General features: G+C 64.4%; 24 protein-coding genes. 20 read left to right on the top strand and 4 right to left on the bottom strand.

Annotation, left to right across the window (positions count from 1 at the left end; genetic code table 11):
• Positions 1 to 111 precede the first annotated feature (111 nt).
• Positions 112 to 1,308, bottom strand: a complete 1,197-nt coding sequence (locus C1922_RS11910) for an MFS transporter (RefSeq protein ID WP_108749947.1) — start codon at positions 1,306 to 1,308, stop codon at positions 112 to 114.
• A gap of 99 nt (positions 1,309 to 1,407) precedes the next feature.
• Complete coding sequence (locus C1922_RS11905) at positions 1,408 to 1,836, bottom strand: HD domain-containing protein (RefSeq protein WP_108751579.1); 429 nt, start codon at positions 1,834 to 1,836, stop codon at positions 1,408 to 1,410.
• A gap of 123 nt (positions 1,837 to 1,959) precedes the next feature.
• Here C1922_RS11905 and C1922_RS11900 point away from each other — a divergent pair, with 123 nt between their 5' ends.
• The 20 genes from C1922_RS11900 (at position 1,960) to C1922_RS11800 (ending at position 21,974) form a co-directional block, all read left to right on the top strand.
• Positions 1,960 to 2,217: a hypothetical protein gene (locus tag C1922_RS11900; protein ID WP_108749946.1), complete on the top strand. Its 258-nt coding sequence runs from the start codon at positions 1,960 to 1,962 to the stop codon at positions 2,215 to 2,217.
• Between the two features lie 36 nt (positions 2,218 to 2,253).
• Positions 2,254 to 3,933 carry a type IV secretory system conjugative DNA transfer family protein gene (locus C1922_RS11895; protein WP_108749945.1) on the top strand — a complete coding sequence of 560 codons (1,680 nt, stop codon included), beginning with the start codon at positions 2,254 to 2,256 and terminating at the stop codon, positions 3,931 to 3,933.
• Positions 3,934 to 4,349: 416 nt separating this feature from the next.
• Positions 4,350 to 4,796, top strand: a complete 447-nt coding sequence (locus C1922_RS11890; RefSeq protein WP_108749944.1) for a hypothetical protein — start codon at positions 4,350 to 4,352, stop codon at positions 4,794 to 4,796.
• A gap of 88 nt (positions 4,797 to 4,884) precedes the next feature.
• Positions 4,885 to 5,970 carry a type IV secretion system protein gene (locus C1922_RS11885; RefSeq protein ID WP_108749943.1) on the top strand — a complete coding sequence of 362 codons (1,086 nt, stop codon included), beginning with the start codon at positions 4,885 to 4,887 and terminating at the stop codon, positions 5,968 to 5,970.
• On the top strand, positions 5,967 to 6,746 hold the full coding sequence (locus C1922_RS11880) for a TrbG/VirB9 family P-type conjugative transfer protein (RefSeq protein WP_108749942.1): 780 nt from the start codon (positions 5,967 to 5,969) through the stop codon (positions 6,744 to 6,746). Before C1922_RS11885 ends, C1922_RS11880 begins: the two co-directional genes overlap by 4 nt.
• Positions 6,743 to 8,020 carry a TrbI/VirB10 family protein gene (locus C1922_RS11875; protein WP_108749941.1) on the top strand — a complete coding sequence of 426 codons (1,278 nt, stop codon included), beginning with the start codon at positions 6,743 to 6,745 and terminating at the stop codon, positions 8,018 to 8,020. Before C1922_RS11880 ends, C1922_RS11875 begins: the two co-directional genes overlap by 4 nt.
• Positions 8,021 to 8,034: 14 nt before the next feature.
• A complete protein-coding gene (gene virB11, locus C1922_RS11870; protein ID WP_108749940.1) occupies positions 8,035 to 9,078 on the top strand; it encodes a P-type DNA transfer ATPase VirB11 in 1,044 nt (347 codons plus the stop codon).
• Between the two features lie 3 nt (positions 9,079 to 9,081).
• Positions 9,082 to 10,047, top strand: coding sequence for a lytic transglycosylase domain-containing protein (locus C1922_RS11865; protein WP_108749939.1), 966 nt, complete (start codon positions 9,082 to 9,084; stop codon positions 10,045 to 10,047).
• A 73-nt stretch (positions 10,048 to 10,120) separates the two neighbouring features.
• Entirely contained in the window at positions 10,121 to 10,522 is a 402-nt protein-coding gene (locus C1922_RS11860) for a TrbC/VirB2 family protein (protein ID WP_108749938.1), read from the top strand.
• Positions 10,515 to 10,823, top strand: a complete 309-nt coding sequence (locus tag C1922_RS11855; RefSeq protein ID WP_108749937.1) for a VirB3 family type IV secretion system protein — start codon at positions 10,515 to 10,517, stop codon at positions 10,821 to 10,823. The genes C1922_RS11860 and C1922_RS11855 overlap by 8 nt, the downstream gene beginning before the upstream one ends.
• A 77-nt stretch (positions 10,824 to 10,900) precedes the next feature.
• Positions 10,901 to 13,348, top strand: a complete 2,448-nt coding sequence (locus C1922_RS11850; RefSeq protein WP_108749936.1) for a VirB4 family type IV secretion/conjugal transfer ATPase — start codon at positions 10,901 to 10,903, stop codon at positions 13,346 to 13,348.
• Positions 13,345 to 14,169, top strand: coding sequence for a hypothetical protein (locus C1922_RS11845; protein WP_234413305.1), 825 nt, complete (start codon positions 13,345 to 13,347; stop codon positions 14,167 to 14,169). The genes C1922_RS11850 and C1922_RS11845 overlap by 4 nt, the downstream gene beginning before the upstream one ends.
• 64 nt (positions 14,170 to 14,233) lie before the next feature.
• A complete protein-coding gene (locus C1922_RS11840; RefSeq protein ID WP_234413304.1) occupies positions 14,234 to 15,373 on the top strand; it encodes a type IV secretion system protein in 1,140 nt (379 codons plus the stop codon).
• 1,098 nt (positions 15,374 to 16,471) lie between these two features.
• Complete coding sequence (locus C1922_RS20755) at positions 16,472 to 16,918, top strand: DUF4189 domain-containing protein (protein ID WP_108749934.1); 447 nt, start codon at positions 16,472 to 16,474, stop codon at positions 16,916 to 16,918.
• A gap of 36 nt (positions 16,919 to 16,954) precedes the next feature.
• A complete protein-coding gene (locus C1922_RS11825) occupies positions 16,955 to 17,491 on the top strand; it encodes a DUF4189 domain-containing protein (protein ID WP_325051572.1) in 537 nt (178 codons plus the stop codon).
• 79 nt (positions 17,492 to 17,570) lie between these two features.
• Positions 17,571 to 18,086 (top strand): DUF4189 domain-containing protein, encoded by a 516-nt coding sequence (locus C1922_RS11820; protein ID WP_159091958.1) that lies wholly within the window; start codon positions 17,571 to 17,573, stop codon positions 18,084 to 18,086.
• A 4-nt stretch (positions 18,087 to 18,090) separates the two neighbouring features.
• Entirely contained in the window at positions 18,091 to 18,627 is a 537-nt protein-coding gene (locus C1922_RS11815) for a DUF4189 domain-containing protein (RefSeq protein WP_108749932.1), read from the top strand.
• 336 nt (positions 18,628 to 18,963) lie between these two features.
• Positions 18,964 to 19,500, top strand: a complete 537-nt coding sequence (locus C1922_RS11810; protein ID WP_108749931.1) for a hypothetical protein — start codon at positions 18,964 to 18,966, stop codon at positions 19,498 to 19,500.
• A gap of 57 nt (positions 19,501 to 19,557) precedes the next feature.
• Entirely contained in the window at positions 19,558 to 20,565 is a 1,008-nt protein-coding gene (locus C1922_RS11805; RefSeq protein ID WP_108749930.1) for an XVIPCD domain-containing protein, read from the top strand.
• Positions 20,566 to 21,122: 557 nt separating this feature from the next.
• Positions 21,123 to 21,974: a hypothetical protein gene (locus C1922_RS11800; RefSeq protein WP_234413302.1), complete on the top strand. Its 852-nt coding sequence runs from the start codon at positions 21,123 to 21,125 to the stop codon at positions 21,972 to 21,974.
• A 68-nt stretch (positions 21,975 to 22,042) separates the two neighbouring features.
• On the opposite strand, the gene C1922_RS11795 is transcribed toward C1922_RS11800, so the two are convergent.
• Both C1922_RS11795 and C1922_RS11790 read right to left on the bottom strand, forming a co-directional pair.
• The gene (locus C1922_RS11795; RefSeq protein ID WP_108749929.1) at positions 22,043 to 23,353 is read right to left on the bottom strand and encodes an XVIPCD domain-containing protein; all 1,311 of its coding nucleotides are present in this window, start codon (positions 23,351 to 23,353) and stop codon (positions 22,043 to 22,045) included.
• Positions 23,350 to 24,003 (bottom strand): hypothetical protein, encoded by a 654-nt coding sequence (locus tag C1922_RS11790; protein ID WP_108749928.1) that lies wholly within the window; start codon positions 24,001 to 24,003, stop codon positions 23,350 to 23,352. Before C1922_RS11790 ends, C1922_RS11795 begins: the two co-directional genes overlap by 4 nt.
• Positions 24,004 to 24,033: the final 30 nt, after the last annotated feature.

Raw genomic sequence — 24,033 nt, 5'->3', positions numbered from 1 at the left:
TCATCGTCACACTTTCACCTGTGATGACCCCGTCAGTCCGATGCGGTGGCGAGGTCAAATCCACCCGCATGGTCGCAGCCCCTGCCGGCGGCAAGGGCTGCGCCCAGGGCCTCAGGCGGCCTTGCGGCGGCGGTCCACCATCACCGATACGCACCACAGCAGCAGGCCGCCGATGGCAGTCGCCGCGCCCACATAGCCGGTGGTGGCCGGGCTGAAGCCGGCGCTGATGGCCATGCCGCCCAGCCATGGGCCCAGTGCATTGGCTGTATTGAACGCAGCGTGGTTGGAGGCGGCGGCCAGGGTCTGCGCTTCGCCAGCCACGTCCATCAAGCGGGTCTGCAGCACGGCCGCCAGTGCGCCCATGGTGCCCACCGTCACGATCATCGGGCCGATGGACCACACCGACTGCGCTGCAACCGGGTACAGCAGCAGCATCACGATCGACCAGGCCAGCACCACTGCGGCGGCCTTGAAGTGGAACTTGTCCACCAGCCAGCCGCCGGCAATGTTGCCGATGATCGCGCCGACGCCGAACACGCCTACCGCCAGCGGCATCCACGACTCGGCCACGCCGGTCACCTGCACCAGCGTGGGGGCCAGATAAGTGAACACACAGAACATGCCGGCAAAGCCGACCGCACCAATCGCCAGCGCCAGCCATACCTGGGTGGTGTTGAACGCGCGCAGCTCGCGCATCGGCGAGGTGCGCACCTCGTCCGGGTCGGGCAGCAGGAAGCGGGCGATCATCACCACGGTGGCGATGGCCAGCAGGCTGACCAGGGCGAAGGCGGTGCGCCAGCTGACCTGCTGGCCCAGCCAGGTGGTCAGCGGGTTGCCGATCAGGATCGCAATCGACAGGCCCAACAGCACCCGCGACATCGCTTGGCCGCGCTGGCCGGCCGGGCTGATTGCCGCGGCCACCAGCATGGCCACGCCGAAGTAGGCGCCGTGCGGCAGGCCGGCGACGAAGCGGGCGACCAGCATGGTGGCGTAGTTGGGCGCCAGGGCGCTGGCCAGATTGCCCACGGCGTAGAAGCCCATCAGCGCCAGCAGCAGCTTGCGCCGCGGGAAGCTGGCGCCGACGAAGGCCAGGATCGGGGCGCCGACCACCACGCCGATGGCGTAGGCACTGATCAGGTGGCCCACCTGGGTTTCGCTGATGGACAGGCCGCGGCTGATTTCCAGCATCAGGCCCATGCTGGCGAATTCACTGGTACCGATGGCAAAGCCACCCAGCGACAGGGCGATGATGATCAGGGTGCGCTGGCGGGGCGTGAGCCGTGCGGCCAGGGAGGAATTGGGGCTCATGCGGGGGCGCAATGGGGCAGGGGAACGGGCCATTGTACTGCTGCACTGCAGCAGGCGGCAGCGGCGTTCAGGAAAATCAGTGTTCGGCCGGTGGCGCGCCTAAACGGCCGTCGGCCCCAGCTGCGCCCGTGCGGCGCGGTACTTTCCGCGCAGGCGCTCGGCGGTGGCCACATCAAGGGCCGACAGCCGGGTTTCATCGGCATTGTCGGCGATATCGGCCAGCTTCACTTTCAGTGCCAGCGGGTTGGCTGCGATGCCTGCGTAGTAATGAGCGGTGTCGGCAGTGTGGTTGCGGCTCAGCAGTTGCACGGCGTGTTGGATCGTGGGCGGGAAGTCCTGCACCTGGGCGGCGAACCCGGGGCAGTCCTCCAGCACGTCGTGCAGCCAGGCCACCACTTCGGCGTCGTCATCGCCGCGTACCCGTGCCGCGACGCGGGCCACATGTCCGATGTAGGGCGCGCCGGCCTTGTCGATCTGCCCGGCGTGGGCCTCGGCAGCCAGTGTGCGGGCGCGTGCAATCCAATCCATGGTGGTCTCCAAAGCGCAGGCGTGTATTGTCAGGGGTGGCACCGGCGCGTTGCCAGCCCTGATCGGGGCGACGCACCGGCCCGTCGTGGGAACGACATGTGAACGCCGTCACGGAGTGAAGCGATGCAGGAGTACACGCACCAACTTGAACTACGTGGGCGCTACCGATTGGTAGCGGTGACCCACGCGCCGGTGTACGCTCCCGGCGATGTGATCGGGCATGCGGTCATCGCCGATGACGGGGAACGTCTGTCCGATCTGATGTCGCTGGCCGAGGCGCGGCACTACCTGGAAGGGCTGCTGCGGGAAGAGGGCATCGAGCCCGGGCTGGAGGATGAAAACCACCTGCGGAAGAAGGCGTCACGCTGGCGCCGCCGCTAGTTCGTCGCGCCCTTGGGCGCATCATGGAGGATTCGGGTGTTGCCCAGTAAGAAGTATCTGCTCATCGCCATCGCCACGCTGGCGACCCTGGTGCTCGGGTTTGCGCTGTCCGGTTATCTGACCCTGCTGTTGCTCGGCCTGGATACCAAGCTCTTCACCTGGAACACCTACTACCAGTATTTCAATGCCCTGGACCAGCCGCAGGTCGCCCCGTTCGTGGGCAAGATCAAGTGGGCCGGCTACCTGGGCTTCGGCGTGCCGCTGCTGGTGCTGGCGGTGATCGCACTGGTGGCGCTGCTGAAGAAGGACAAGCGCTCGCTGCACGGCGATGCCCGCTTTGCCACCAGTGCCGACCTGGCCAAGCACGGCATGTTCAAGAAGTCCGGGCAGAGCATCGTGGTAGGCAGCCATGGCGGCAAGCTGGTGCGCCTGGACGGCCAGCAGTTCGTGATCCTGGCCGCGCCCACCCGGTCGGGCAAGGGCGTGGGCGTGGTCATTCCGAACCTGCTGGAATACGGCGAATCGCTGGTGGTGCTGGACATCAAGCAGGAAAACTTCGACCTGACCAGTGGCTGGCGCGCCAGCCAGGGTCAGGAAATCTACCTGTTCAATCCCTTCGCCGAAGACCGCCGCACGCACCGGTGGAACCCGCTCAGCTATGTGTCCGACGATCCGGCCTTCCGCGTCTCGGACCTGATGAGCATCGCCGCCATGCTGTACCCCGATGGCGCCGAGGACCAGAAGTTCTGGGTCAGCCAGGCCCGCAATGCCTTCATTGCCTTCACCCTGTACCTGTTCGAGAACTGGGACGACGAGCGCGCCAGCGGCTTCCCCGGCGGCATGGGCACGCCCACGCTGGGTTCGGTCTACCGCCTGTCCTCCGGTGACGGCACCGATCTGAAGAAGTTCCTGAAGAGCCTGTCCGAGCGGCCGTTCCTGAGCAGCAACGCGCGCTCGGCGTTCGCCAACATGCTGTCCCAGGCCGATGAGACCTTCGCCTCGATCCTGGGTACCTTCAAGGAACCGCTGAACGCCTGGATCAATCCGGTGCTGGACAAGGCCACCAGCACCAACGACTTCCTGCTCACCGACGTGCGCAAGAAGAAGATGACCATCTATATCGGCATCCAGCCCAACAAGCTGGCCGAGAGCCGCCTGATCATCAACCTGTTCTTCAGCCAGCTGATCAACCTCAACACCAAGGAACTGCCCAAGTCCAATCCGGACCTGAAGTACCAGTGCCTGCTGCTGATGGACGAATTCACATCGATCGGCAAGGTGGACATCATCGCCTCGGCCGTATCCTACATGGCCGGCTACAACGTGCGCCTGCTGCCCATCATCCAGAGCATGTCGCAGCTCGATGCCACCTATGGCCGGGAAACCTCGCGCACCATCATCACCAACCACGCGCTGCAGATCCTGTACGCGCCGCGTGAGCAGCAGGACGCGAACGACTACTCGGACATGCTGGGCTACACGACCATCCGCAAGAAGAACGTGACCCATGCCCGGGAGAAGACCCACAGCTACAGCGAAGAGCGGCGCGCGCTGATGCTGCCGCAGGAGCTGAAGGCGATGGGTCCGGACCAGGAGGTATTCCTGTACGAAGGCATCCCGCATCCGGTGAAGTGCGACAAGATCCGCTATTACAAGGATCGCTATTTCACGTCGCGTCTACTTCCGAAAGTTGACGCTCCGGTGCTCGATATTTGAGTTGTCGAGTGCTGAATGTGACGCATGCACGAATTCATGGATGTGAATTCGTGAGGTGCGTCAAAAAAACACCATACGTTGATGGAATTCAGACTTGTCTGACATGGAATTGACGTGCGGTTGTGCGACTCTATGCACGGCTTGGGAATCCTCGTGATTCAGCTTGCTTTCAGAGTGGCCAGGAGTTTCAGCCATTGGAACAGGGATGGTTCCGACGTTGGTGAGGGCGCATGAGCGCGGCTTGGAAAAGCCGTGGTCTGCGACCTGGTTGGCAGCTTTCGGGCTGCAGGGGAACCGTGACAGTTGTGCCCTGTTAAGTGCGCTTACTGTGACGTTTCTGGCGTGCGCCATGCAGCGCCGGACGACCAGGGGACCAACATCGGGACTGCTTTTTCGTACGTCAAAGTGAAGCCCGTATGAATCAGGCGTTTATCGTGAAAATGTCCATCGCCGCAGCCGCGGCGTTGATGGTGGCCGGTTGCGCCACCAAGCCCGCACCCGATTTCGGCGGACGCTGGAAGCCGGTGAACCGGTTTGCCACGGCCCCGACCGAAATCCCGCTCTATACCAGCTACGTGTACCAGGCGTCGCCGATGGACGGCACGCTGAAGGCGATGCTTGAGCGTTGGGCCAAGGATTCCGGCCGCACCCTGGATTATCGCCTCAGCTCGGATTTCACCCTGTATGGCGCGGTGTCGGACATCGACACCACCAACGCACAGCAGGCCGTGATCGACCTCACGGCAGCGTACGCGGCACAAGGTGTTTCCGTCTCCATCGTGGGCAACCAGATTGTCGTGCAGAACGCCGGATCGACGCCCACGGCGGCGGTCCCGGCGGCTGACGCCAACAGCGGCAGCTGAGCCCCATCGAAATCATCGAACGTGCCGCACCCCGCGCCCGCCGCAGGGGCGACACGCCCATTGATGTTTCAGCAGTACGGAAGAATCCATGTTCCGCAAGAAGGATGCAGGCAACAGCCAGAAGGTCGAGCAGTCGGTCGCCAAGGCGGTCAGCTACGAGATCACCGTGGCCGACATGGCACGACGCAGCGAGCGCCGCGCCTGGTGGGTGGCCACCGGTTCGTTGCTGATGTCGCTGGCGCTGGCGGGCGGCTACTACTACATGCTGCCGCTGAAAGAGAAAGTGCCGTTCCTGGTGATGGCCGATGCCTATACCGGTACGGCCACGGTGGCGCGGCTGACGGGCAACTTCGAAGGCCAGTCGATCACCGCCAGTGATGCGATCAACCGCAGCAATGTCGCCCAGTATGTGATGGCGCGCGAATCCTACGACTTCGCGGTCATGGGCCTGCGCGACTGGGCCCTGGTGCATGTGATGTCCGACACGCGCACCAGCTCGGCCATCCGTGCCTTCTACTCGCAGAACAATCCGCAGAGCCCTGTCGTGCTGTACGGCAAGGACCGGGCGATCCGGGTGAAGATCCTCAGCATCACCCCGCTGGAAGCACAGGTGAATGGTGGCTTCCGCGGTGCCTCGGTGCGCATCCAGCGCAGCGTGTACGACAAGAACAAGGCCACCACCTCGTACCTGGACAACCAGCTCATCACGCTGCGGTTCCGCTACGACAGCAACCTTGCCTTGAACGAGCAGCAGCGCATCCTCAACCCGCTGGGCATGCAGGTGTTCGAGTACCGTCGCGACAACGACTACTCGCGCGGCGTACCGGGTCCAGACGAGGCGCAGTTGCAGCAGCAGGCAGAACAGCAGGCGCTGCAGGCACAGCAGGGGGTCTACGACCCGAACAATCCTGCTGCGGCCACGATGATCGATCCGGCCACCGGCCAGCCGTTGGCGGTGCCGGGCGATGTGCAGGTCACCCCGCCCATGCCGGGGCAGCAACCCATGCCGGGGCAGCCGATGCCCGGCCAGCCCGTGCAGCAGGCGCAGCCGATGCAGCAAGGCCAACCGATGCAGGGCCAACCCATGCCCGGGCAGACCCTGCCCGGCCAGCCGGCCATGAGGCCGGCGCAGAACCAATCCACCGGAAATGCTGATGGAGCAAGCAACCGATGAGTAGTCGAAAAGTCAGGGGGAGCGCATTGGCGCTGCTGTCGTTGCTGTCGCTGGTGTTCTCCACCGGCGCCATGGCACAGGCAGTGGACCATTACGAGTATGAAAAGGATCGCATCTATCCGGTTCGCACCGGCCTGGGCCTTACCACCCAGATCGAGTTGAGCCCAAACGAGAAGATCCTCGACTACAGCACCGGTTTCAGCAACGGCTGGGAGCTGACCCGTCGCGAGAACGTGTTCTACATCAAGCCGAAGAATGTGGACGTGGACACCAACATGATGGTGCGCACCGAAACCCATTCCTACATCTTCGAACTGAAGGTGGTGGCCACCGACTGGCGCCAGCTGGAACAGGCCCGCCGCGCCGGCGTGCAGTACAAGATCGCCTTCTCCTACCCGAACGACACCGTGTTCGGCGTGGCACAGCAGGCGGTGGAAGAAGAAGCGCAGCCGCTGCTGAGCAGCGAACTGGCCAAGGATCGCCAGTACAACTTCAACTACTCCTATTCGACCAGCAAGGCGAAGAAGATGGGGTGGCTGATCCCCGTCAATGCCTATGACGATGGCCGTTTCACGTACCTGAAACTGCCCAACTCGCCCGAATACAAGACCGGCATTTTCCCGGCCGTGTTCGGTCGTGAGAAAGAGTACGGCGAGGACTTCGTGGTCAACACCACGGTCGAGGGCAATACCCTGATCGTCCACGGCACCTACCCGTACCTGGTCATCCGCCACGGCGAATACGTCGTTGGCCTGCGAAGGAACGTGAAGAAATGAGCCAGCAGAACACCCCCGGCAACGATCCGAACAACGCTCGCGACGATGGGCAGTCGCCCTACGGCGGCCAGGGCCAAGGGCCGGCCGAGTCGAACGCCAATCCGTACTTCGGCACGCAGCAGTCCGAATCCGCACCGAATCTGGATGCCGCGGCACCGCAGCTGCGCTCGGCCGAAGAGCAGCGGCTGAACCGCAAGGCGCTGATGTTCCTCGGCGGCATCGTGGTGCTGCTGGTGGCCATGGGCTTCCTGCTCTTCCGCAAGGGCCAGGACGACAAGAACGCAGCGCCGTCCAACCGACAGGAGGCCCGGGTGTCCACGCCGGACCTGCCGACCGTTGCGCCTGCGCCGAGCGCAGCGGCGCCCGTCGCGCCGGCCGATCCGATCCCGATGCTGCCGCCGCCGCCGCAGCAGGACATTCCGATGGTCAGCCTGCAGGACGCCGATCGTGCGCGCCTGCGCCAGTCGCCCGAGCCGCAGGGTCCGTCGCTGCTGGACCGCCGTATTGGCAGCAGCAGCGGCTTCGGCGCCGGCGATGGCAACGCCAAGCCGCAAGGGCAGGGCACCGACTACAGCCAGGCGATGATTGCGGCCATGCAGGCCGCCAATCCGCAAGCCCAGCAGCAGCAGAAGGTGCGCCGTGGCCCGGATGTGGAGGACGTGTCCAACGCCAGCTTCATCCAGAGCCCGGATGCCCTGCTGGTGCGCGGTACCTACCTGCGCTGCGTGCTGGAAACCCGCATCATCACCGACATTGCCGGCTACACTTCGTGCCTGCTGACCGAACCGGTCTACTCGATCAACGGCCGCAACCTGTTGCTGCCCAAGGGTTCGAAGATCTATGGCTCCTACGGTGGCGGCCCCAACGGCAAGCGCGTGGAAGTCATCTGGGATCGCGTCACCACGCCGAACGGTATCGACGTGGCCATGTCCAGCCCGGGTATCGATGGGCTGGGCGGTGCGGGCCATCCGGGCCAGTACAGCGCGCACTGGGGCAGCCGCATTGCGTCGGCGCTGATGATCAGCCTGATCGCCGATGCGTTCAAATACGCCGCGGCAGAGCACGGTCCGGAGTCGACCACCGTGGCCAGCAACGGGTTCGCCGTGCAGTCGCCGTATGAAAGCGCGACCGCCCGCACCATGGAGCGCCTGGCCAACGAAGCACTCAGCGAAGGTCGTCGCCCGCCGACGGTCACCATCAACCAGGGCACCATCGTGAACGTCTACGTCGCAAAGGACGTCGACTTCACCAACGTGCTCCACCCGCGCCGGTAATTCATAGAACGATCATGGACGCCGAAGTGTCTCCCATCGCCCTTGTTTCCAGCGAATTCCTGCGCTATCAGTATGAAGTGCTGGGCATCGCTGAGTACATGAGCTCGCCCGACGTGACGGAAATCTGCATCAACCGTCCCGGCGAGCTGTACCTGGAAACCCGGGCCGGGTGGCAGCGCGTGGACGTGCCGGGCCTGACCTTCGAGCGGGCCCGGCAGTTCTGCACCGCAGTGGTGAACGAGAGCAACACCGGCCAGCGCATCACCGATGCCGATCCGGTGGTCTCGCTCACCTTCCCCACCGGGCAGCGTGCGCAGTTCGTAATCCCGCCTGCGTGCGACGCCGGCAAGGTGTCCATCACCATCCGTCTGCCGTCCAAGCACACCAAGTCGCTCACCCAGTATCACGAAGACGGGTTCTTCAACCAGATCCTGGAACAGGACGGCAGCCTGAGCGAGCAGGACCGCGAGCTGCTGGAACTGCGGCATTCGCGCGAATACGCCGAGTTCTTCCGGCGTGCGGTGATGTATCGCAAGAACATCGTGGTGTCCGGCGCCACCGGTAGCGGCAAGACCACCTTCATGAAGGCACTGGTCAACCACATTCCGGACAACGAGCGCCTGGTCACCATCGAGGACGCCCGCGAGCTGTTCCTGACTCAGCCCAACGTGGTGCACCTGCTGTACTCCAAGGGTGGCCAGAGCACCAGCAACGTCACCGCCAAGAGCTGCATGGAAGCCTGCCTGCGCATGAAGCCCGAGCGCATCATCCTGGCCGAGCTGCGAGGCGACGAAGCGTTCTACTTCATCCGTAACTGCGCCTCCGGTCACCCCGGTTCGATCACCAGCTGCCATGCCGGCAGCCCGGAACAGACCTGGGACCAGCTGGCGCTGATGGTGAAGGCCTCCAACGAAGGCTCCGGCCTGGAGTTCGAGGTCATCAAGCGCCTGCTGATGATGACCATCGACATCGTGGTGCATATCAAGGCGCATGCCGGTTCGCGTTACATCACCGGCATCGATTTCAATCCTGGGCGCGCCCAGGGGCAGGAGGGCTGAACGATGTTGCCAGGCCTGGAAATGATGGCGTGCCCGGAAATGGCCGTGTCCATGGACGTCATGCAGCACGTGATCAACGTGGAATCTTCGCGTAATCCGTTCGCCATTGGCGTGGTGGGCGGTGCGCTGGTGCGCCAGCCCAAAGCGCTGGATGAAGCGCTGGCCACGGTGCGCATGCTGGAAGAGAAGGGTTACAACTTCTCGGTGGGCCTGGCCCAGGTGAACCGCTACAACCTGGCCAAGTACGGCCTGGATTCCTACGAAAAGGCGTTCCAGCAGTGCGCCAACCTGCAGGCGGGCTCGCGCATCCTTGCCGAATGCTACAAGCGTTCCGGGCAGGACTGGGGCAAGTCGTTCAGCTGCTACTACTCCGGTAATTTCACCACCGGCTTCCGCCATGGCTACGTGCAGAAGATCTACGATTCGATGCGCCGTGGGCAGCAGGTGGCCAGCAATGGCGCAGTGCCGATCGATGTGGTCAGCCGCGGTGAGCGTCGCACGGTGAAGGTCGAGCACCACCCGCAGACGCTGTCGCCGGTGCAGTCGCGCATCGTCGCCCAGGCCGACGCGCCGGTGTACGTGCCGTCCAACGATCCGGCCCGTGCCTATACGGTCTACCCCTCGGCGGACGCCATGGCGCGCAGCAGTGCCTTGAACCTGGCCGACCAGGCGCTGTCGCGTGTGGTGCTGGGCTCGGTGGACCGCATGATGCAGCCACAGGCCCAGCCCCAGGCCCAGCCCCAGGCCCAGCCCCAACAGTTGCCGCAGCAGTTGCCGCAGGCTGGCGCCGACCGGGCCATGCCACAGCAGCTGCCCGGCGTGGCGGCGGGCAACGGCCAGCCGGTCATGCTGCGCCCGTGGAGCGAGCGCAACCAGCCGGTCGCCGCGCCAGAAAATGCTTACAACGCGCCTGCGCAGGGAGCGCCGGTGCAACAGATTCCCGCAGGGGATGCGGCCTTCGTGTTCTGACGAAGTCGTGGTACGGCCAGACCCCCGGCTGGCCGATTCAGTTGTGTTAGTCCATCAACAAGGAAATCAATCCATGAAGCGATTCAATCTCGATCTGGCCCAGGCCCAGCGCACGCTGAAGACCATGCTGATGGCCGTTGCCTTTGTCGGCCTGGTGTTTGCCCCGCAGGCCATCGCCAGCGGCACCGACTTCGGCGGCACCGATGAAAAGGTCTGCGGCTTCTTCAACAACATCAACGGTCTGCTGAACATTGCATCGATCGCGGTGGTCACCATCGCGGTCATCTTCGCCGGCTACCAGATTGCCTTTGCCCACAAGCGCATTGCCGATGTGGCCCCGATCCTGATCGGTGGCGTGCTGATCGGCGCTGCCGGCCAGATCGCCCGCATGCTGCTGGGTGAAGGCAGCGACGGCAACTGCTCGGGCAGCTCGGCCGCCATCATCAACAACGTGCTGCAGTACTACAGTGCATAAGAACGTGCTGTTCCGCGGCTGCACGCGCCCGGCAATGTTCCTGGGCGTTCCCTACCTGCCATTTTTCATGGTGGCAGGTGGGTTGCTGCTGCTGAGCGTGTACACGAACTTCTGGTTCCTGCTCACCATTCCTGTCGCCATTTTCATCATGCGACAGATGGCCAAGCGCGACGAGCTGATCTTCCGCCTGCTGGGGCTCCGCCTGCTGTTCAAGTTCAAGGCGCGCAACCTGCAGGACCACGATGGAATGTGGGTATTCAGCCCGAACCACTACCGCAAGAAACCCGCCCGCATGGATTGACGGGCAACGGCCGGGCAGGTGCAAGCACCTGCCCGGCCACCTCGTAGTTCCCCGGCTTACCTTTTGGAAGCAGTCGCATGTTCTCTCCAGATACCTCCATCAGCGAATTCATTCCCCTGTCGTCGCATGTGGCGCCGAACGTGGTCAAGACCACGGGCGGTGACTATCTGTTGACCTGGTACCTGGAAGGGCTGCCCTTCGTCGGTCGCGAAGAGTGGGAGCTGGAGCATCGCCACAACACCTTCAACCGCCTGCTGCAGACCCTGCGTGCGCCGGACTTCGTCAACGTCGCCTTCTGGGTGCATGACATCCGCCGGCGCCGTACGCTGAAGGGCAAGAGCCACTACGGGCAGCGCTTCAACCAGGACGTGGCTGACCAGTACATGGGCATGCTGTCCTCGCAGCGCATCATGCAGAACGAGCTGTTCCTGACCATGATCTACCGCCCGGTCGTGGCCGGTAAGCGCTTCGTGGAAAAGTCGGCCAGCATCGAAAAGCTGCAGGGCGAGCAGGACCAGGCCGTTGAAAAGCTGCTGGAGCTGGCCGGCAACGTCGAAGCGGTGATCCGCGATTACGCACCGTACCGCCTGGGCATGTATGAAGCCAAGAATGGTGTGGTGTTCTCCGAGACGCTGGAGCTGTTCGGCTACCTGATCAACCGCGTGGACGAACCGGTGCCGGTGCTGCCCGCACCGGTGAAGGACTATCTGCCGATCAGCCGCCACATGTTCTCGGCCAAGACCGGTGACTACGTCATCAACACGCCCAATGGCGCCAATCACTTCGGCGCCATCCTGAACATCAAGGAGTATGCCGAGGGTACGTACCCGGGCATCCTCAATGGTCTGAAGTACCTGGACTACGAATACGTCATTACCCATTCCTTCAGCCCGATGGGCCGCCAGGACGCACTGAAGGTGCTTGATCGCACCAAGGGCATGATGATCTCCTCCGGCGACAAGGCGGTCAGCCAGATTGCCGAGCTCGACTACGCCATGGACCAGTTGTCCTCGGGCAACTTCGTGCTGGGTGAATACCACTTCATCATGGCGGTCTACGGCGACAGCCAGGCCAAGCTCTCGCAGAACGTGGCGACCACGCGCGCCGAGCTGTCCAATGCCGGCTTCGTGTCGACCAAGGAAGACCTGGCCATCACCTCCTCGTTCTACTCGCAGCTGCCGGGCAACTGGCGCTATCGCACGCGTCTGGCCAACGTCAGCTCGCTGAACTTCCTGGGCCTGTCGCCGCTGCACAATTTCGCCACCGGCAAGCAGCACAACAACCCCTGGGGCGACTGCGTCACCACGCTGCAGACCACCAACGGCCAGCCGTACTACTTCAACTTCCACGCCACCCATCCCTCCGAGAATTCGCTGGGTGAAAAGGCCATCGCCAACACCATGGTGATCGGTAAGTCCGGTACCGGTAAGACCGCGCTGATCAATTTCCTGCTCAGCCAGGTGCAGAAGTACGAGCCGTCGCCGACGATCTTCTTCTTCGACAAGGACCGCGGCGCCGAGATCTTCGTGCGTGCCTGTGGCGGCAACTACCTGGCCCTGGAGAACGGCGCGCCGACCGGCTTCAATCCGTTCCAGTGCGAAAACAGCGAAGCCAACGTGCAGTTCCTGGCCGACCTGATCAAGGTGCTGGCCGGCAAGCGCGAATACAGTGCCCGCGAAGAAGAAGACATCTACCGCGCGGTGGAAAGCATGCTGGACACGCCCATGCACCTGCGCAGCATGACCAACTTCCAGAAGAGCCTGCCCAACATGGGCGATGACGGGCTGTACGCGCGCATGCGCCGCTGGACCTCGGGCAACTCGCTGGGCTGGGTGTTCGACAACCCCGTTGATACCGTGGACCTGAGCAAGGCCAACATCATCGGCTTCGACTACACCGACATCATCGACAATCCTGAAGTGCGCGTGCCGGTCATCAACTACCTGCTGCACCGCCTGGAATCGCTGATCGACGGTCGTCCGCTGATTTACGTGATGGACGAATTCTGGAAGATCCTGGACGGCGAGGGTGGCCTGAAGGAGTTCGCCAAGAACAAGCAGAAGACCATCCGTAAGCAGAATGGTCTGGGCATCTTCGCCACGCAGAGCCCGGAAGACGCGCTTAAGAGCGACATTTCCGCTGCCCTGATCGAACAGACCGCCACGCTGATCCTGCTGCCGAACCCGAACGCCAGCAAGAGCGACTACATGGATGGCCTGAAGCTGACCGAGGCCGAGTTCAAGGTGGTGACTGCGCTGGACGAGCGCTCGCGCTGCTTCCTGGTCAAGCAGGGCCACGCCTCCAGCGTATGCCAGCTCAACCTGCGCGGCATGGACGACATCCTGTCGGTCATTTCGGCATCGACCGACAACATCGAAGTCATGCACCGGGTGCTGCAGACCGCGGCGGTGCGCGCCCGCGTGACCGTGGACGAACTGACACCGGACCAGTGGCTGGACGCGTTCTACAAGAATCGAAAGGGCTCGGGCAAGCGAGCTGACAAGGACCAGGAGGAGGCGGCATGAAAACCATCACCGAACTGCAAAAGGAAACTGCCATGGGCATTGAAACCCGAAAGAGCGCGCCGCGTCGTCGGCGCTTGGCGCCGCTGTTCGCGGCCATGTTGACCCTGGGCATGAGCTTCAGCACCGGTACGCAGCAGGCGCAGGCCATGACCGTGTATGACCCGGCGAACTGGATCATGAACTTCCTGCAGGAATACAAGTCTGCCGGCGAGTACGTGACCGAAGCCGGTCGCTGGAGCGAGACGGCCGGGCAGTACATGAAGACGGTGGAGAACTGGGTTTCCAGGTTGCAGAACTGGTACCAGATCATTGCCTCCCCTCTGATGCCGGTCACGCCGGTGCTTACCCGAATTCCCGAGAGCTGGAACGTCGCCGAGAAGTGCGGTGGTGGCTCGATGGTCAGTCAGGAAGGCCTGATGTCGTTGCTGGGTGTCAGCCCGGGTGGCGACATCGGCGCACAACAGCGCTCGATCTGCGCCTACATCCAGGTGCTTGAGAACAAGAAGTACAACGAAACCGTGGACGTGGTGACCAAGTCGCTGCCGGCCATGGAAGAAATGCTGGGCACGCTGCGCAAGATCCGCAACGCGTTCCGTAACGAGGGCGCGCTGCAGGAGGATATTTCCAATAACACTGCCAGCCAGCTTGCGATGGACAAGGCGTTCAAGGAATGGGAAACCAAGATCAAGGTCTACGACCAGCAGATCGCGGCCCTGCAGGGGCGCCAGCGCAACCTGACCGAGCGCGCACTGAAGGGCGAGAGCAACCCGCTTGGCACCGTTATCAAGGCTGCCGCGCTGAAAACCGCGCTCTCCAAGTGAACCACGTGCGTAACGCACTCCAGCAGGGCCCCAACGCGGGGCGGGTGATGTGATGAGTCAGGGAATGATGCAGGGCATGGTGATCGGGGATCTGCTGCACGGAACGCTGTTCGCCTCAGTGGGCGACTTCGTGTTCTTCAAGCTGATCCTGGAGTACCTGCGAGAGGAAATCGCGAACTTCGGCGAAGGCGTGCTCGGTCGCATGATGACCTGGGTGGGCTCGATCGCGCTGGTGCTGATGACGCTGTGGGTGCTGATCCAGGGCTTCCGCATCGTGACCGGGCGCAGCCGCGATTCGATGGCGGCGTTGGCCACCAACATGGCGCGCGCGGCGCTCATCGTCACCGTGGCCACGTCCATGGCGATGTTCGGCAAGGATCTGCAGTCCTTCCTGACCCAGGACGTCCAGGACGAGATCACCTACGTGGTGACCGGCAAGGATGACACGGCCGAAGAACTGATCGACCGCAACCTGGGCTACATGCAGTTGGCGCTGACGTCGGTGAGCGTGCTCGACGTGGCCGGCGACGTCACCCTGGACAGCGCGAAGACGCGTGCGATGTGGTTCATCGGCCTGGGCACGGGCGGTCCTGCGGTCACCGCCGGTGCCATGCTGCTGCTGTACCAGGTCGCCATGGCCATGTTCATCGGCTTCGGTCCACTGTTCATTCTGTGTCTGTTGTTCGAGCAGACCAAATCCTTGTTCCAACGCTGGTTGTTCTATGGCATCGGCACTATGTTCTCGATGGCGGTGCTGGCCGCCATGACAGGCATCGCCATGGAGATGGTGGCCCGCGTTGCCGCCTCGTTCTGGGGTGCCGCCGCACTGGGCGCGCTGCTGAGCACCAATCTGACCGAAGGCATGAGCAGCATGGCGCTGCAGCAGGGTGGCATGGGCCTGATCCTGACGACGCTGATTCTGACTGCACCCCCAATGGCTGCGATGTTCTTCCAGGGCACCCTGGGTACCTTCATGGCATATTCGCAGATAGGCGGAAGTCCGGGTGCGGCATCGCCTGGCCCGCAGGGTCAGCCGCCGGGCTCGCATGGTGGTGGCGGTGGTGGTGGTGTATTCATTCCTCAAGCGCCGGTTGCCACCGGGACGCAGTACAAGGGTGGTGGCTCGGGGTCCCAGCTTGGGGGGTTCGCGGACTCAGCTCAGAGCACCGGCCAACGTGGCGCAGCAAATAACGAACGAGGTTGAGGTTTTACATGTCGATTCGCATCCTGCGTTTTGCCACCATTCCAGTATTCTGTTTCGCGGCTTTCCTGGCCCATGCCGAGGGGGGGTGTCCTCCAGGTATGTATCCCATAGGAGGGCAGGGCGTTCAGGGCTGTGCGCCGATACCGGGAGCGCAGGGCGGGGGCGTGAGTGCCCCCTCAACAACGCCTATGCCGCCACGTCCACTCGGCGAGTGGATCAAGACCTGGGGTGCTTTGGCAAGGCCATCCAAGGGAAAGATGGGGGGCGCTGTGGCCAACGAACTTACCGAGCCTGCCGCCAGGAGGAAGGCAGTAGAGAACTGCGAGCAGAACGGGGGGGGCGATTGTAAGGTTGATTTTGTCTACCAGAATCAGTGTGTCTCCGCTGTCTCCTCCCCAGAGTTGACTTCCAGTGGGACGAATTATGTCAGCGCTGCAACTGAGGACGAAGCAATCGAGGTCGCTCTGCAGGATTGCAAGAAGGCTGGCGGTAAACAGTGCCGGAGTATCTACTCGGCGTGTAGTGTTCCTTTTTTCAAGAAGTACTAATGCTAGCTTCTGAATTGGTCAGCTTTGCTTCGCAAAGACTCCACTGGCTTACTGATCAAGCGAACGGAGCCTGTGGCAGTAGTGCAGTTGGAAATAGGGTGCTTGCGCTGTCTGGCGCGTAACTACTTAGGCCTCGGGCGTGCACCTGCAAGTCCCACTTGTACGCTTCCTGTTCGTCGGATGGCGCTCCGGTGTCTTTGGTCGAATAGAGATCGTGGCCAAGTGTCGAGTGACATCAGCTGCCCATGCTTCCGCCAGGAGTCGCGCTTCCGAGGTTGTGGACCTACAGGTAGACGCCGAGGCGGTGAAGTAAGCTGGTTGCGCAATGCGAGGTCACCAAACATTGCCGCAGTGAGTACATACTCATTCGATTTGACAAGGTTTTTTCGCGCGCGAATCGCGGGGCAGGTGCCAGAATGGTCAAACCGTGGGGAGCAAGCGTCGGAGGAGTGATGGTCCTGTGAATGTTCGCTTTCTGCGCATCGCACTTTTGCCGCTTGTTTACTTGGCCCTCTCCACTGCTCATGCCGAGGGGGGATGTCCTCCGGGCATGTATCCGATCGGCGGCCAAGGCGTTCAAGGCTGTGCTCCTATTCCTGGTGCTCAAGGCAGTGGCGCGGGCTCCTCGGTCTCTGCTCCAGCTCCTCCGCGCCCGACGGGCGAGTGGATCACGACCTGGGGCGCGCTCGCGGGGGCCGTTGAAGGGATGCAGGGTGGCGCGTCGGAGAGTGAACTCACCGAGCGCGCTGCGAGGCGCAAGGCGATCGAGGACTGCGAGAAGCGCGCTGGTGGGCGATGCCAGGTTGAATTTGTTTATCACCAACAGTGCGCGGCAGCGGTGGTGTCTGAGCTGGCATCGACCGGCACCAACTATGCCAGCGCCGCGACGGAAGATGAGGCGACAGAGGCCGCCATGCGTAATTGCAGAAAGGCCGGAGGCACGCAGTGCCGGTCTATTTACTCGGCGTGCGCTGTACCGTTCTTCAAGAAGTATTAGTCTCGTCCCATCTGCGGTTCAAACGCTCGGGTGCCTATGATTCGTCGGATTCTCGTTGCCGTGCTGATGATCGGTACTGGGGGCAGCGGCACAACTGCTCATGCCGAGGGAGGGTGTCCGCCGGGTTCCTATCCGATCGGGGGGCAAGGCGTGCAGGGATGTGCTCCGATCCCGGGCGCCGGCGGTGGACAGAGCGGTTCCAGTATTCCGACACCTCCTCGGCCAACCGGGCGATGGCACGATGCATGGGGCGCGATTGCCCATTCCAAGTCGACGTCAGTAGTGGGAACTGCAAGCGCTGAGACTTCCCGCCGTTCTGCCGAGCGCACCGCGCTCAAGAAGTGCGCTGTTGAGGGTGCCAAAGACTGCGCGGTAGTCATGGCGTACACGAACCAGTGTTTTGCCTGGGTCATCCCCAACGTTGGTGGGCCGGGGGCACAATCAGGTATGGCAAGGGCAGCGACGATGGAGTTGGCCAATGAGCTCGCCCAGAAGGAATGCAAGGACGGTGCTGGCGATGCCTGCAAGCCTTTCTATTCAGACTGTGCCGAACCGACATTCGAGCGCCTCTGATTGGGTTTGGCGAAGGGCATGCCGATGCCCGGGCACGGGGCCGTGCGGTGCGACGGCAAATGAAAGGAGTAACAAGGTCATGAATGTCCACGTTCTGCGCATTGGGCTGTTGCTGTTGCTGCATCTGGCCGCCTTCGCCGTCCATGCCGAGGGCGGCTGCCCACCGGGCATGTATCCCATCGGCGGTCAGGGCGTGCAGGGCTGTGCGCCGATTCCGGGGGCGTCCGGCGGTGCAGGACCGGCCGCAAGCGCTGCGCCGGCGCGTCCCTTGGGGGAATGGCTGACACGTTGGGGGGCTGTGGTGGAATCGCCGTCCTCCAATCTCGTTGGCACTTCGGCAAACGAATCCAGCGAGGAGCGCGCGGTGGCTGTTGCCACCCGGAAGTGCGCCGCGGAGGGAGCACAGGGGTGCAAGCCTACGGTGACCTACTACAACCAGTGCGTTGCCTTTGCTGTCCCCTCTTCCGGCAAGGGTCAAGGGTCGCTTGATACTGCGGCGGACACGGAGACCGTGGCGCAGAACGCAATCGGAAACTGCAAGGACACCGGTGGTGGCAAGTGCCACGTTGTGTATGCGGAATTCGTAGCAGGGTGAATCAATGAAAAGCATCGCCGCGCGCGTTTTCGCTGTGTTCGTCGGTTTGTCAGGCGTGGGCGCAGCCTATGCCGAGGGCGGCTGCCCATCGGGCATGTATCCCATCGGCGGCCAGGGCGTGCAGGGCTGTGCGCCCATGGGCGGCGCAGCAGGTTCGACGTCACAGCAGATGGCCTCGCCACCGCCCCGGCCCTTGGGCGAGTGGATCCGTACGTGGGGCGGAGTGGCGGTGTCTGAGACCACATCGGACGCAGGCGTGTCCACAGGGCAGCTGACCAAGAAGGAGGCCGAGCGCGATGCCATGGCCAAGTGCGCGAACAGCGGTGCTCGCGACTGCAAGGTGAGCGTCACCTACTTCAATCAATGCATGTCCTGGGTTGTGCCCAGTGGTCGCACGGGTAATGGCAGGTCTGGTATCGGCACCGGCCCGACGCTGGAGCGTGCGGCCGAACTGGCGCAGGGGATCTGCCAGAACGACATGCCCGGCGCGTGTGCGCTTGTGTATGAGAACTGCACCGAGCAGATCTTCAGGCCGTACTGATCGTGTCGCCCACAGCGCACCCGCTTCGCGAAAGTCACACTTTTTTTGTGACTGAAACCGCTCTTTCGGCGCTTACCCCTTCGACGTAACGAATGCCCTCGCGGTAAGCTCGCTTTGCGTCAGAAACATGACGCGTCGGTGCACTGCATGCAGGAGCGTTCACGTCCATGAGGACTCTGTCTGTCCCGTCCCAGGGTGACGCTTGCCACCATCGCCGCGGCGACGGTGCCGGGGCTATGATCCGTTTCGACGGACAGCCCGGTGCAGGTGGACCTGGCGTCCGTGCCCGCGGAGCGGGTGGGCACCGGCGGCATGACATTGAAGGAGTGGGAGGGGATGGAGAACCGGAGTGGCGCGCACATGGACAATGCCCTGGCATTCGTTCCGTCTGGCGCGAACCTGCTGGAAGCCGTCAGGGGCGTGTGCAACGGCGACGGTGTGCAGTATCAGCTGCTGGTGATCGACCAGCCCGCGCCGGAAGGCCTGGTGGCCGGCCAGCATGGTCCCAATCGGGTATTGCTGTTGCTGCGCGGTGACGGTGGCGGCCGCTGGCAGCTGGCCGCGCGCAACGACAAGCTGGTGCCGTGTTCGACCCGGGGTGGCCTGGCCGGCGACCCTTTTGCGTATGCAATGGTTGAGGAAGACACGTTCAGCGTCATCACCAACGGCGGCAGCCGGCAGCGCTGGAGCAGCACCTACACGTTCCGCTATGCCTCGGCGGAGCGGGACTGCTGGGTCGATACCGTGCGCCGCAAGGTGGTGGACATCGAAACCGAGGCGACCAACATCCGTGAATTCTCGGCGGCCGAAATCGGCCGGGTGCGATTCGAGGATTTCGATCCGGCCAGCGTCGCAGAGGTGACGCTTCCATGAGCCAAGCTTCAACCGGCGGGACGGAACCCGCGCTGATGACTACCCAGGAGTGGCACCGTGTCGAGGGATAGGGAGTCGCAACTGCTGCGGCAGGCGACCGCGGCAGGCATCGATTCGCCACGCGAACTGGCCAATTTCATGGCCCAGGCGGGGCACGAGTCGCGCGGCCTGTCGCGTCTGAACGAGAGCTTCAACTACACCCGGGGCATCTCGCAGATTCCGGTGGAAGCGGCGTGGCGCAACGGCAACGACGCGCTGGAGTCGGCCCGCCAGGAGGCCCTGCGCGGACGCCCGGAGGCGCTGGCCGAGCTGATGTACGGCGGCCGGCTGGGCAACGATGCGCCAGGCGATGCGCTGACCTACCACGGGCGTGGCTATCTGCCGCTGACCGGAAAGGACGCCTACGCGCGCGCCGGCCAGGCGCTGGATCTGGATCTGTTGAGCCACCCCGAGCTGGCCGCGCAGCCCGAACACGCCGGTCGCATCGCGGTCTGGCAGTGGCAGCAGCACGTGCCCGAGCAGGCGCGCGAGGATGTGCGCGAGGCAACCTATGCCATCAATGGTGCGATGAACGGGATGGAGGATCGGCTGCGGCGCTTCGATGGCTGGCAGCAGAAGCTGACCCCCGACGTGATGGAGCGCCTGGGGCGTGGCGAGGTGGGCGAACGCGCCGCGGTGGCGCGTGACATGACCGATCCCAGCCACGCAGGCCATGGCCTGTTCCTGGGCGCGCGCAACGGCTTGCAGCAGCTTGGGCCGGGCAGTGGCCTGCGCACGCCGCAGGAACTGGACAACGCCGCTGCGGCCCTGGCCGCAGGCGCGCACAAGGCCGGGTTGCAGCAGATTGACCACGTGGTCGCTGGCGCGGACGGGCGCATGCTGTTTGCGGTGCAGGGCAACATGGGCGACCCGGCCATGCAGCGCTGTGCGGTGGAACGCGCGCAGGCCGCCCAGCAGCCGCTGGAAGAAAGCAGCCGGCAACTGGCGGCCGATGCCACAGCACGGCAGGAACAGTCGGCTTCGATCAACCGCGAGCAGGAACAGCAGCGCTCGCGATCGCTGTAAGCGCGGTCCGCCTGGGCACAGGCGTGGGATCGCATGGGTTGGGCGCCTGCGGGCGCCTTCATGGAACTTCCTTGTAGGGACACAACATGCAGAATCGTGAATCACCCGCGCGGCGAGCTGCCGCGCATCGCCCGCGCTGCGGCGTACGGCTGGCGCCGTTGTGGGCGCTGTCGCTGGCACTGACCGCCACGCTGGCCCAGGCACAGGACGCGCCTGCTGTTGCGGAAGAGGTTGCACCGGCAGTCGCACCGGCAGTGGCGGCTGAGACCGCACCGGCTCCGGCGCCCGTGACCGAGGCGGCACAGGCACCGGCGCCTGCCCCGGCCGCCGAGCCGGCAGCGGAACCTGCGGTAGCGGTAGCACCGGCCGCACCAGAGGCGGTTGAAGCTGCACCTGCACCATCAGCCGCTCCTGCGGCCGAAGCTGCACCAGCACCCGCAGCGCCTGTCGCACCCGCAGCATCTGCCGCGCCGGTAGCCGAGGCGCCTGCCGCTCCCGCCGCTCCGCCGGCACCCGTCGCGCCACCCGCGCCACCGGCACCACCAGCACTGGCGGTGGTGCCGCTGCCGCCGGACCAGGCTGCCGAGCGCCAGCTCGGTGCGCGTTGCCCGGTCGATCTGGCCGGGCGCCTGGCGCCGCAGGGCGATCTGATGATCGGCGCCTGCCAGGGCACGCTGCCCGCGCATCTGGCCGCATTGCTGGTGGCCGTGCCGGAAAAGGACATCCTGCTGCCGCGCGCCTGGCGCGAACGCGAGGTGCGCCAGCGCGTGTGGTTCAAGGCCGTGGCCGGCTTCGGCCAGCGGCCGGATTTCATCGCCCGCCTGGGCGATATCTGGGTGCGCTCGTTCGAAGGTGCCGATCCGGCGGTCACCACCTATCTGGTGCAGGCGCCGTTCGAATGCGCCGACCGCGCACTGCCCAGCGACGCCCGTCCCGATCCGGTGCGCGTGCCGGCCGGTGCCTGCCAGCAGGCCTACATCAGCCAGCGTGTGTACCAGATGGGGGCCGATGGCGTGGCCCAGGACGTCACCGCCAAGGTGATGCCGTCGGCACCGTCGATCACCGAGGCCGACCGCGCCCGCCAGCAGGCGCGCGAAGGCCGGGTGCTGCTCGACCACAGCAAGCTGCAGTACGGTCCGGCGCTGCGCTGGTACGTGCAGTATCCGGAATCGGCGCAGAAGACCGGCCCGCACGCGTTCAGCGACTGGAATCGCGAACACCTGGCCTTCGTGGTCTGGAACGGGCACAACTTCGAACTGCGCGAGCGCGTGGCGCGCAGGCAGTGGCCGTGTGACCCGGTCGCGCCCGGCGATCGCGCCTGCGGTGGCTTCCCGGATTCGGGCCCGGATGTCTACGTGACGGCCGACAACGCGGCCGGCGACAGCACTGCGACGGTCGCAAGCCCGTAACTGCGTCAGTGCACGCCACACCCACGGGAGCCGGTCGGTCCGGCTTCCGTGGGCGCGGGAGCTGCCTGTCAGGAGGGCAGGGCGCGTGCCTGGGCCTGCACCAGTTCCTGCTGCTGTTCGCGTTCCTGCACCTGGCGCTGCGCGGTCTGCTGCTCGATGCGCTGGGTGCTCTGTTCCAGCGGCGTGTGGGTGGCCACTGCGGTATCCACCGATACCCGCAGATGGCCGGGATCGCCACTCTGGCCCTGCACCGCAAAGCTGCGCGCGGCATCGCCGCTCATCACCACCTCGTCGATGCGCTGGCCGCCGGCGGCATGCATTTCCGCTGCCAGTGAACCTGCCAGCTGCGTACTCATCGCATCGGGCGTGCGCCCGGCGCGTGCATCCAGGGCGTGTACGCCGCGCAGGGCATCGTTGAACAGTGGATTGCCGGCATGGTCACGTTCGGTAATGCCCGGCAACGGCGCCACCGGGGCTTCCCGCCGTGCCGGTTCGCCCGGCTGCAGTGGGCCGCGGCTGTGGTCGTAGATGTCGTACAGGTTGCCGGTGATGCCACGCGCACCAATGGTGATGCCGCGGCGCACGCGTTCCACCTCGTTGCGGTACTCACCGATCATCCGGCTGTTGTCGCGGGCCAGGTCCTGGGTGCCGGCGGTGTTCAACACCGAATCGTCGCCCAGGAAGTTGCTGAGCTTGTGCGAGCCCAGCGATGAGGCGGCCGCGCCCAGTGCGCTGTCGGGAATGAGTGCGCGGAAGCGGCTGTTGCTGAACCCCCAGCTGCCCAGCGTGTCGATCTCCTTCTGCGTGGCGTACATGCGCACGTCACCGAAGTGCTGCGAGGCGGCACTGACCGGGTCGGCCGCCATCACATGGTTGAGCACGTTGTGGCCGCCTTCGGGAATGCGGTAGGTCAGGCTGACCGCGCCGTAGGCGTTGAAGGTTTCGCCCTTCAGATCGAAGTGATGGGCGGAAATCTGCGCCAGCGTGCCGCCCAGCGAATGCCCGGTCACGCTTACTTCGGGGGTCTGGCCCAGGTCGCGGCCTTCCTTCTGCGCATAGGCCAGGGCGTGGCGGGTCAGCTCCAGTGCGTCGTTGGCCTGCAGGTTGCGCCGGGCCAGCACCATGCCGCCGTCGGTCAGGATGCCGTCGCGGCCGATCTGTTCGGTGCCACGGTGCGCGACCACGATCTCGTGGGTATCCACGCGCTGGTAGATGGTGCCCTGGTAGCCGTTGAGGCGGTTGTTGGCGTGTTCCAGCACGCGGTAGGCGTGGCCATTGAGCATGACCGGCTGTTCCTGTGCCGGGTCATGGCGGCCCACCCGTTCGTCGCGGTAGGCATCGCTGGCCAGCGCGGCGTAGTCCTGGCTGGTCACGGTCATGGGCTGACCTCGTGCGCGCTCAAGGTGGCCGAGAACAGGGCGTCACGCAGTTCGGCGCGGAAGCGGTTGGGGTCCTGCTGGCCGCTGGCGCCGTAGTCGGGCATGTCATCCACGCGCGGGTAGTCGCCGCGCGGGTAGTGGCGGGTTTCGGTGCGCCCACCGATGAACGGATCGGCGCCGAGGAAGGACAGGAAGCGGGTTTCGCCGTCGGCGCCGGTGGCCTTGAGCATGGCGCCGGCACCGCTGAACGACCAGGTGCAGACGCCGCGGCCGTAGTAGTCCTCATCCAGCATGCGGTCCAGATACACGGTGCCGCGATACTCGTTGTCGGCCACCTTGCGCAGGGTCACCGGCTCCTGGCTGGTGATGCGCGCGGGGGTGCCGGTTTCCGGCTCGATGTAGCCGCACTGGTCTTCGTTGGTGACGTCGTACTGGGCCACCCCTTCGACCACCGCGAAATCGCCGGGTGGGTTGGCCAGCCGCAGGACCAGTTCATAGGCCTTGCGGGGGGCGGGGTTGAGCTTTGCCAGGCCGCGCCCTCCCTGGGCGACGTTGGCGGCGGCGGAATCAAACTCCTGTGACATGAGAGCCTCCGGGCTGCAGGCGATCAGCAGCGACAGAACAACGCAGGGAAATGTGCGGCCGCGCATCCTCAGGCCGCCCGTGGGGCGGGGCAGGGA

This window comes from Stenotrophomonas sp. ZAC14D2_NAIMI4_7 (assembly GCF_003086675.1).
GTDB lineage: Bacteria > Pseudomonadota > Gammaproteobacteria > Xanthomonadales > Xanthomonadaceae > Stenotrophomonas.
The sequence above is the reverse complement of the archived record's forward strand: the minus strand, read 5'-3'. Positions and strand labels throughout refer to the sequence as shown.

What these genes read in the sequence shown, in the direction of transcription:
- C1922_RS11910 (WP_108749947.1), bottom strand. Translation starts at nt 1,308, where the DNA reads ATGAGCCCCAATTCCTCCCTGGCCGCACGGCTCACGCCCCGCCAGCGC.
- C1922_RS11905 (WP_108751579.1), bottom strand. Translation starts at nt 1,836, where the DNA reads ATGGATTGGATTGCACGCGCCCGCACACTGGCTGCCGAGGCCCACGCC.
- C1922_RS11900 (WP_108749946.1), top strand. Translation starts at nt 1,960, where the DNA reads ATGCAGGAGTACACGCACCAACTTGAACTACGTGGGCGCTACCGATTG.
- C1922_RS11890 (WP_108749944.1), top strand. Translation starts at nt 4,350, where the DNA reads ATGAATCAGGCGTTTATCGTGAAAATGTCCATCGCCGCAGCCGCGGCG.
- C1922_RS11885 (WP_108749943.1), top strand. Translation starts at nt 4,885, where the DNA reads ATGTTCCGCAAGAAGGATGCAGGCAACAGCCAGAAGGTCGAGCAGTCG.
- C1922_RS11880 (WP_108749942.1), top strand. Translation starts at nt 5,967, where the DNA reads ATGAGTAGTCGAAAAGTCAGGGGGAGCGCATTGGCGCTGCTGTCGTTG.
- C1922_RS11875 (WP_108749941.1), top strand. Translation starts at nt 6,743, where the DNA reads ATGAGCCAGCAGAACACCCCCGGCAACGATCCGAACAACGCTCGCGAC.
- virB11 (WP_108749940.1), top strand. Translation starts at nt 8,035, where the DNA reads ATGGACGCCGAAGTGTCTCCCATCGCCCTTGTTTCCAGCGAATTCCTG.
- C1922_RS11865 (WP_108749939.1), top strand. Translation starts at nt 9,082, where the DNA reads ATGTTGCCAGGCCTGGAAATGATGGCGTGCCCGGAAATGGCCGTGTCC.
- C1922_RS11860 (WP_108749938.1), top strand. Translation starts at nt 10,121, where the DNA reads ATGAAGCGATTCAATCTCGATCTGGCCCAGGCCCAGCGCACGCTGAAG.
- C1922_RS11850 (WP_108749936.1), top strand. Translation starts at nt 10,901, where the DNA reads ATGTTCTCTCCAGATACCTCCATCAGCGAATTCATTCCCCTGTCGTCG.
- C1922_RS11845 (WP_234413305.1), top strand. Translation starts at nt 13,345, where the DNA reads ATGAAAACCATCACCGAACTGCAAAAGGAAACTGCCATGGGCATTGAA.
- C1922_RS11840 (WP_234413304.1), top strand. Translation starts at nt 14,234, where the DNA reads ATGATGCAGGGCATGGTGATCGGGGATCTGCTGCACGGAACGCTGTTC.
- C1922_RS20755 (WP_108749934.1), top strand. Translation starts at nt 16,472, where the DNA reads ATGTATCCGATCGGCGGCCAAGGCGTTCAAGGCTGTGCTCCTATTCCT.
- C1922_RS11825 (WP_325051572.1), top strand. Translation starts at nt 16,955, where the DNA reads ATGATTCGTCGGATTCTCGTTGCCGTGCTGATGATCGGTACTGGGGGC.
- C1922_RS11820 (WP_159091958.1), top strand. Translation starts at nt 17,571, where the DNA reads ATGAATGTCCACGTTCTGCGCATTGGGCTGTTGCTGTTGCTGCATCTG.
- C1922_RS11815 (WP_108749932.1), top strand. Translation starts at nt 18,091, where the DNA reads ATGAAAAGCATCGCCGCGCGCGTTTTCGCTGTGTTCGTCGGTTTGTCA.
- C1922_RS11810 (WP_108749931.1), top strand. Translation starts at nt 18,964, where the DNA reads ATGGAGAACCGGAGTGGCGCGCACATGGACAATGCCCTGGCATTCGTT.
- C1922_RS11795 (WP_108749929.1), bottom strand. Translation starts at nt 23,353, where the DNA reads ATGACCGTGACCAGCCAGGACTACGCCGCGCTGGCCAGCGATGCCTAC.
- C1922_RS11790 (WP_108749928.1), bottom strand. Translation starts at nt 24,003, where the DNA reads ATGCGCGGCCGCACATTTCCCTGCGTTGTTCTGTCGCTGCTGATCGCC.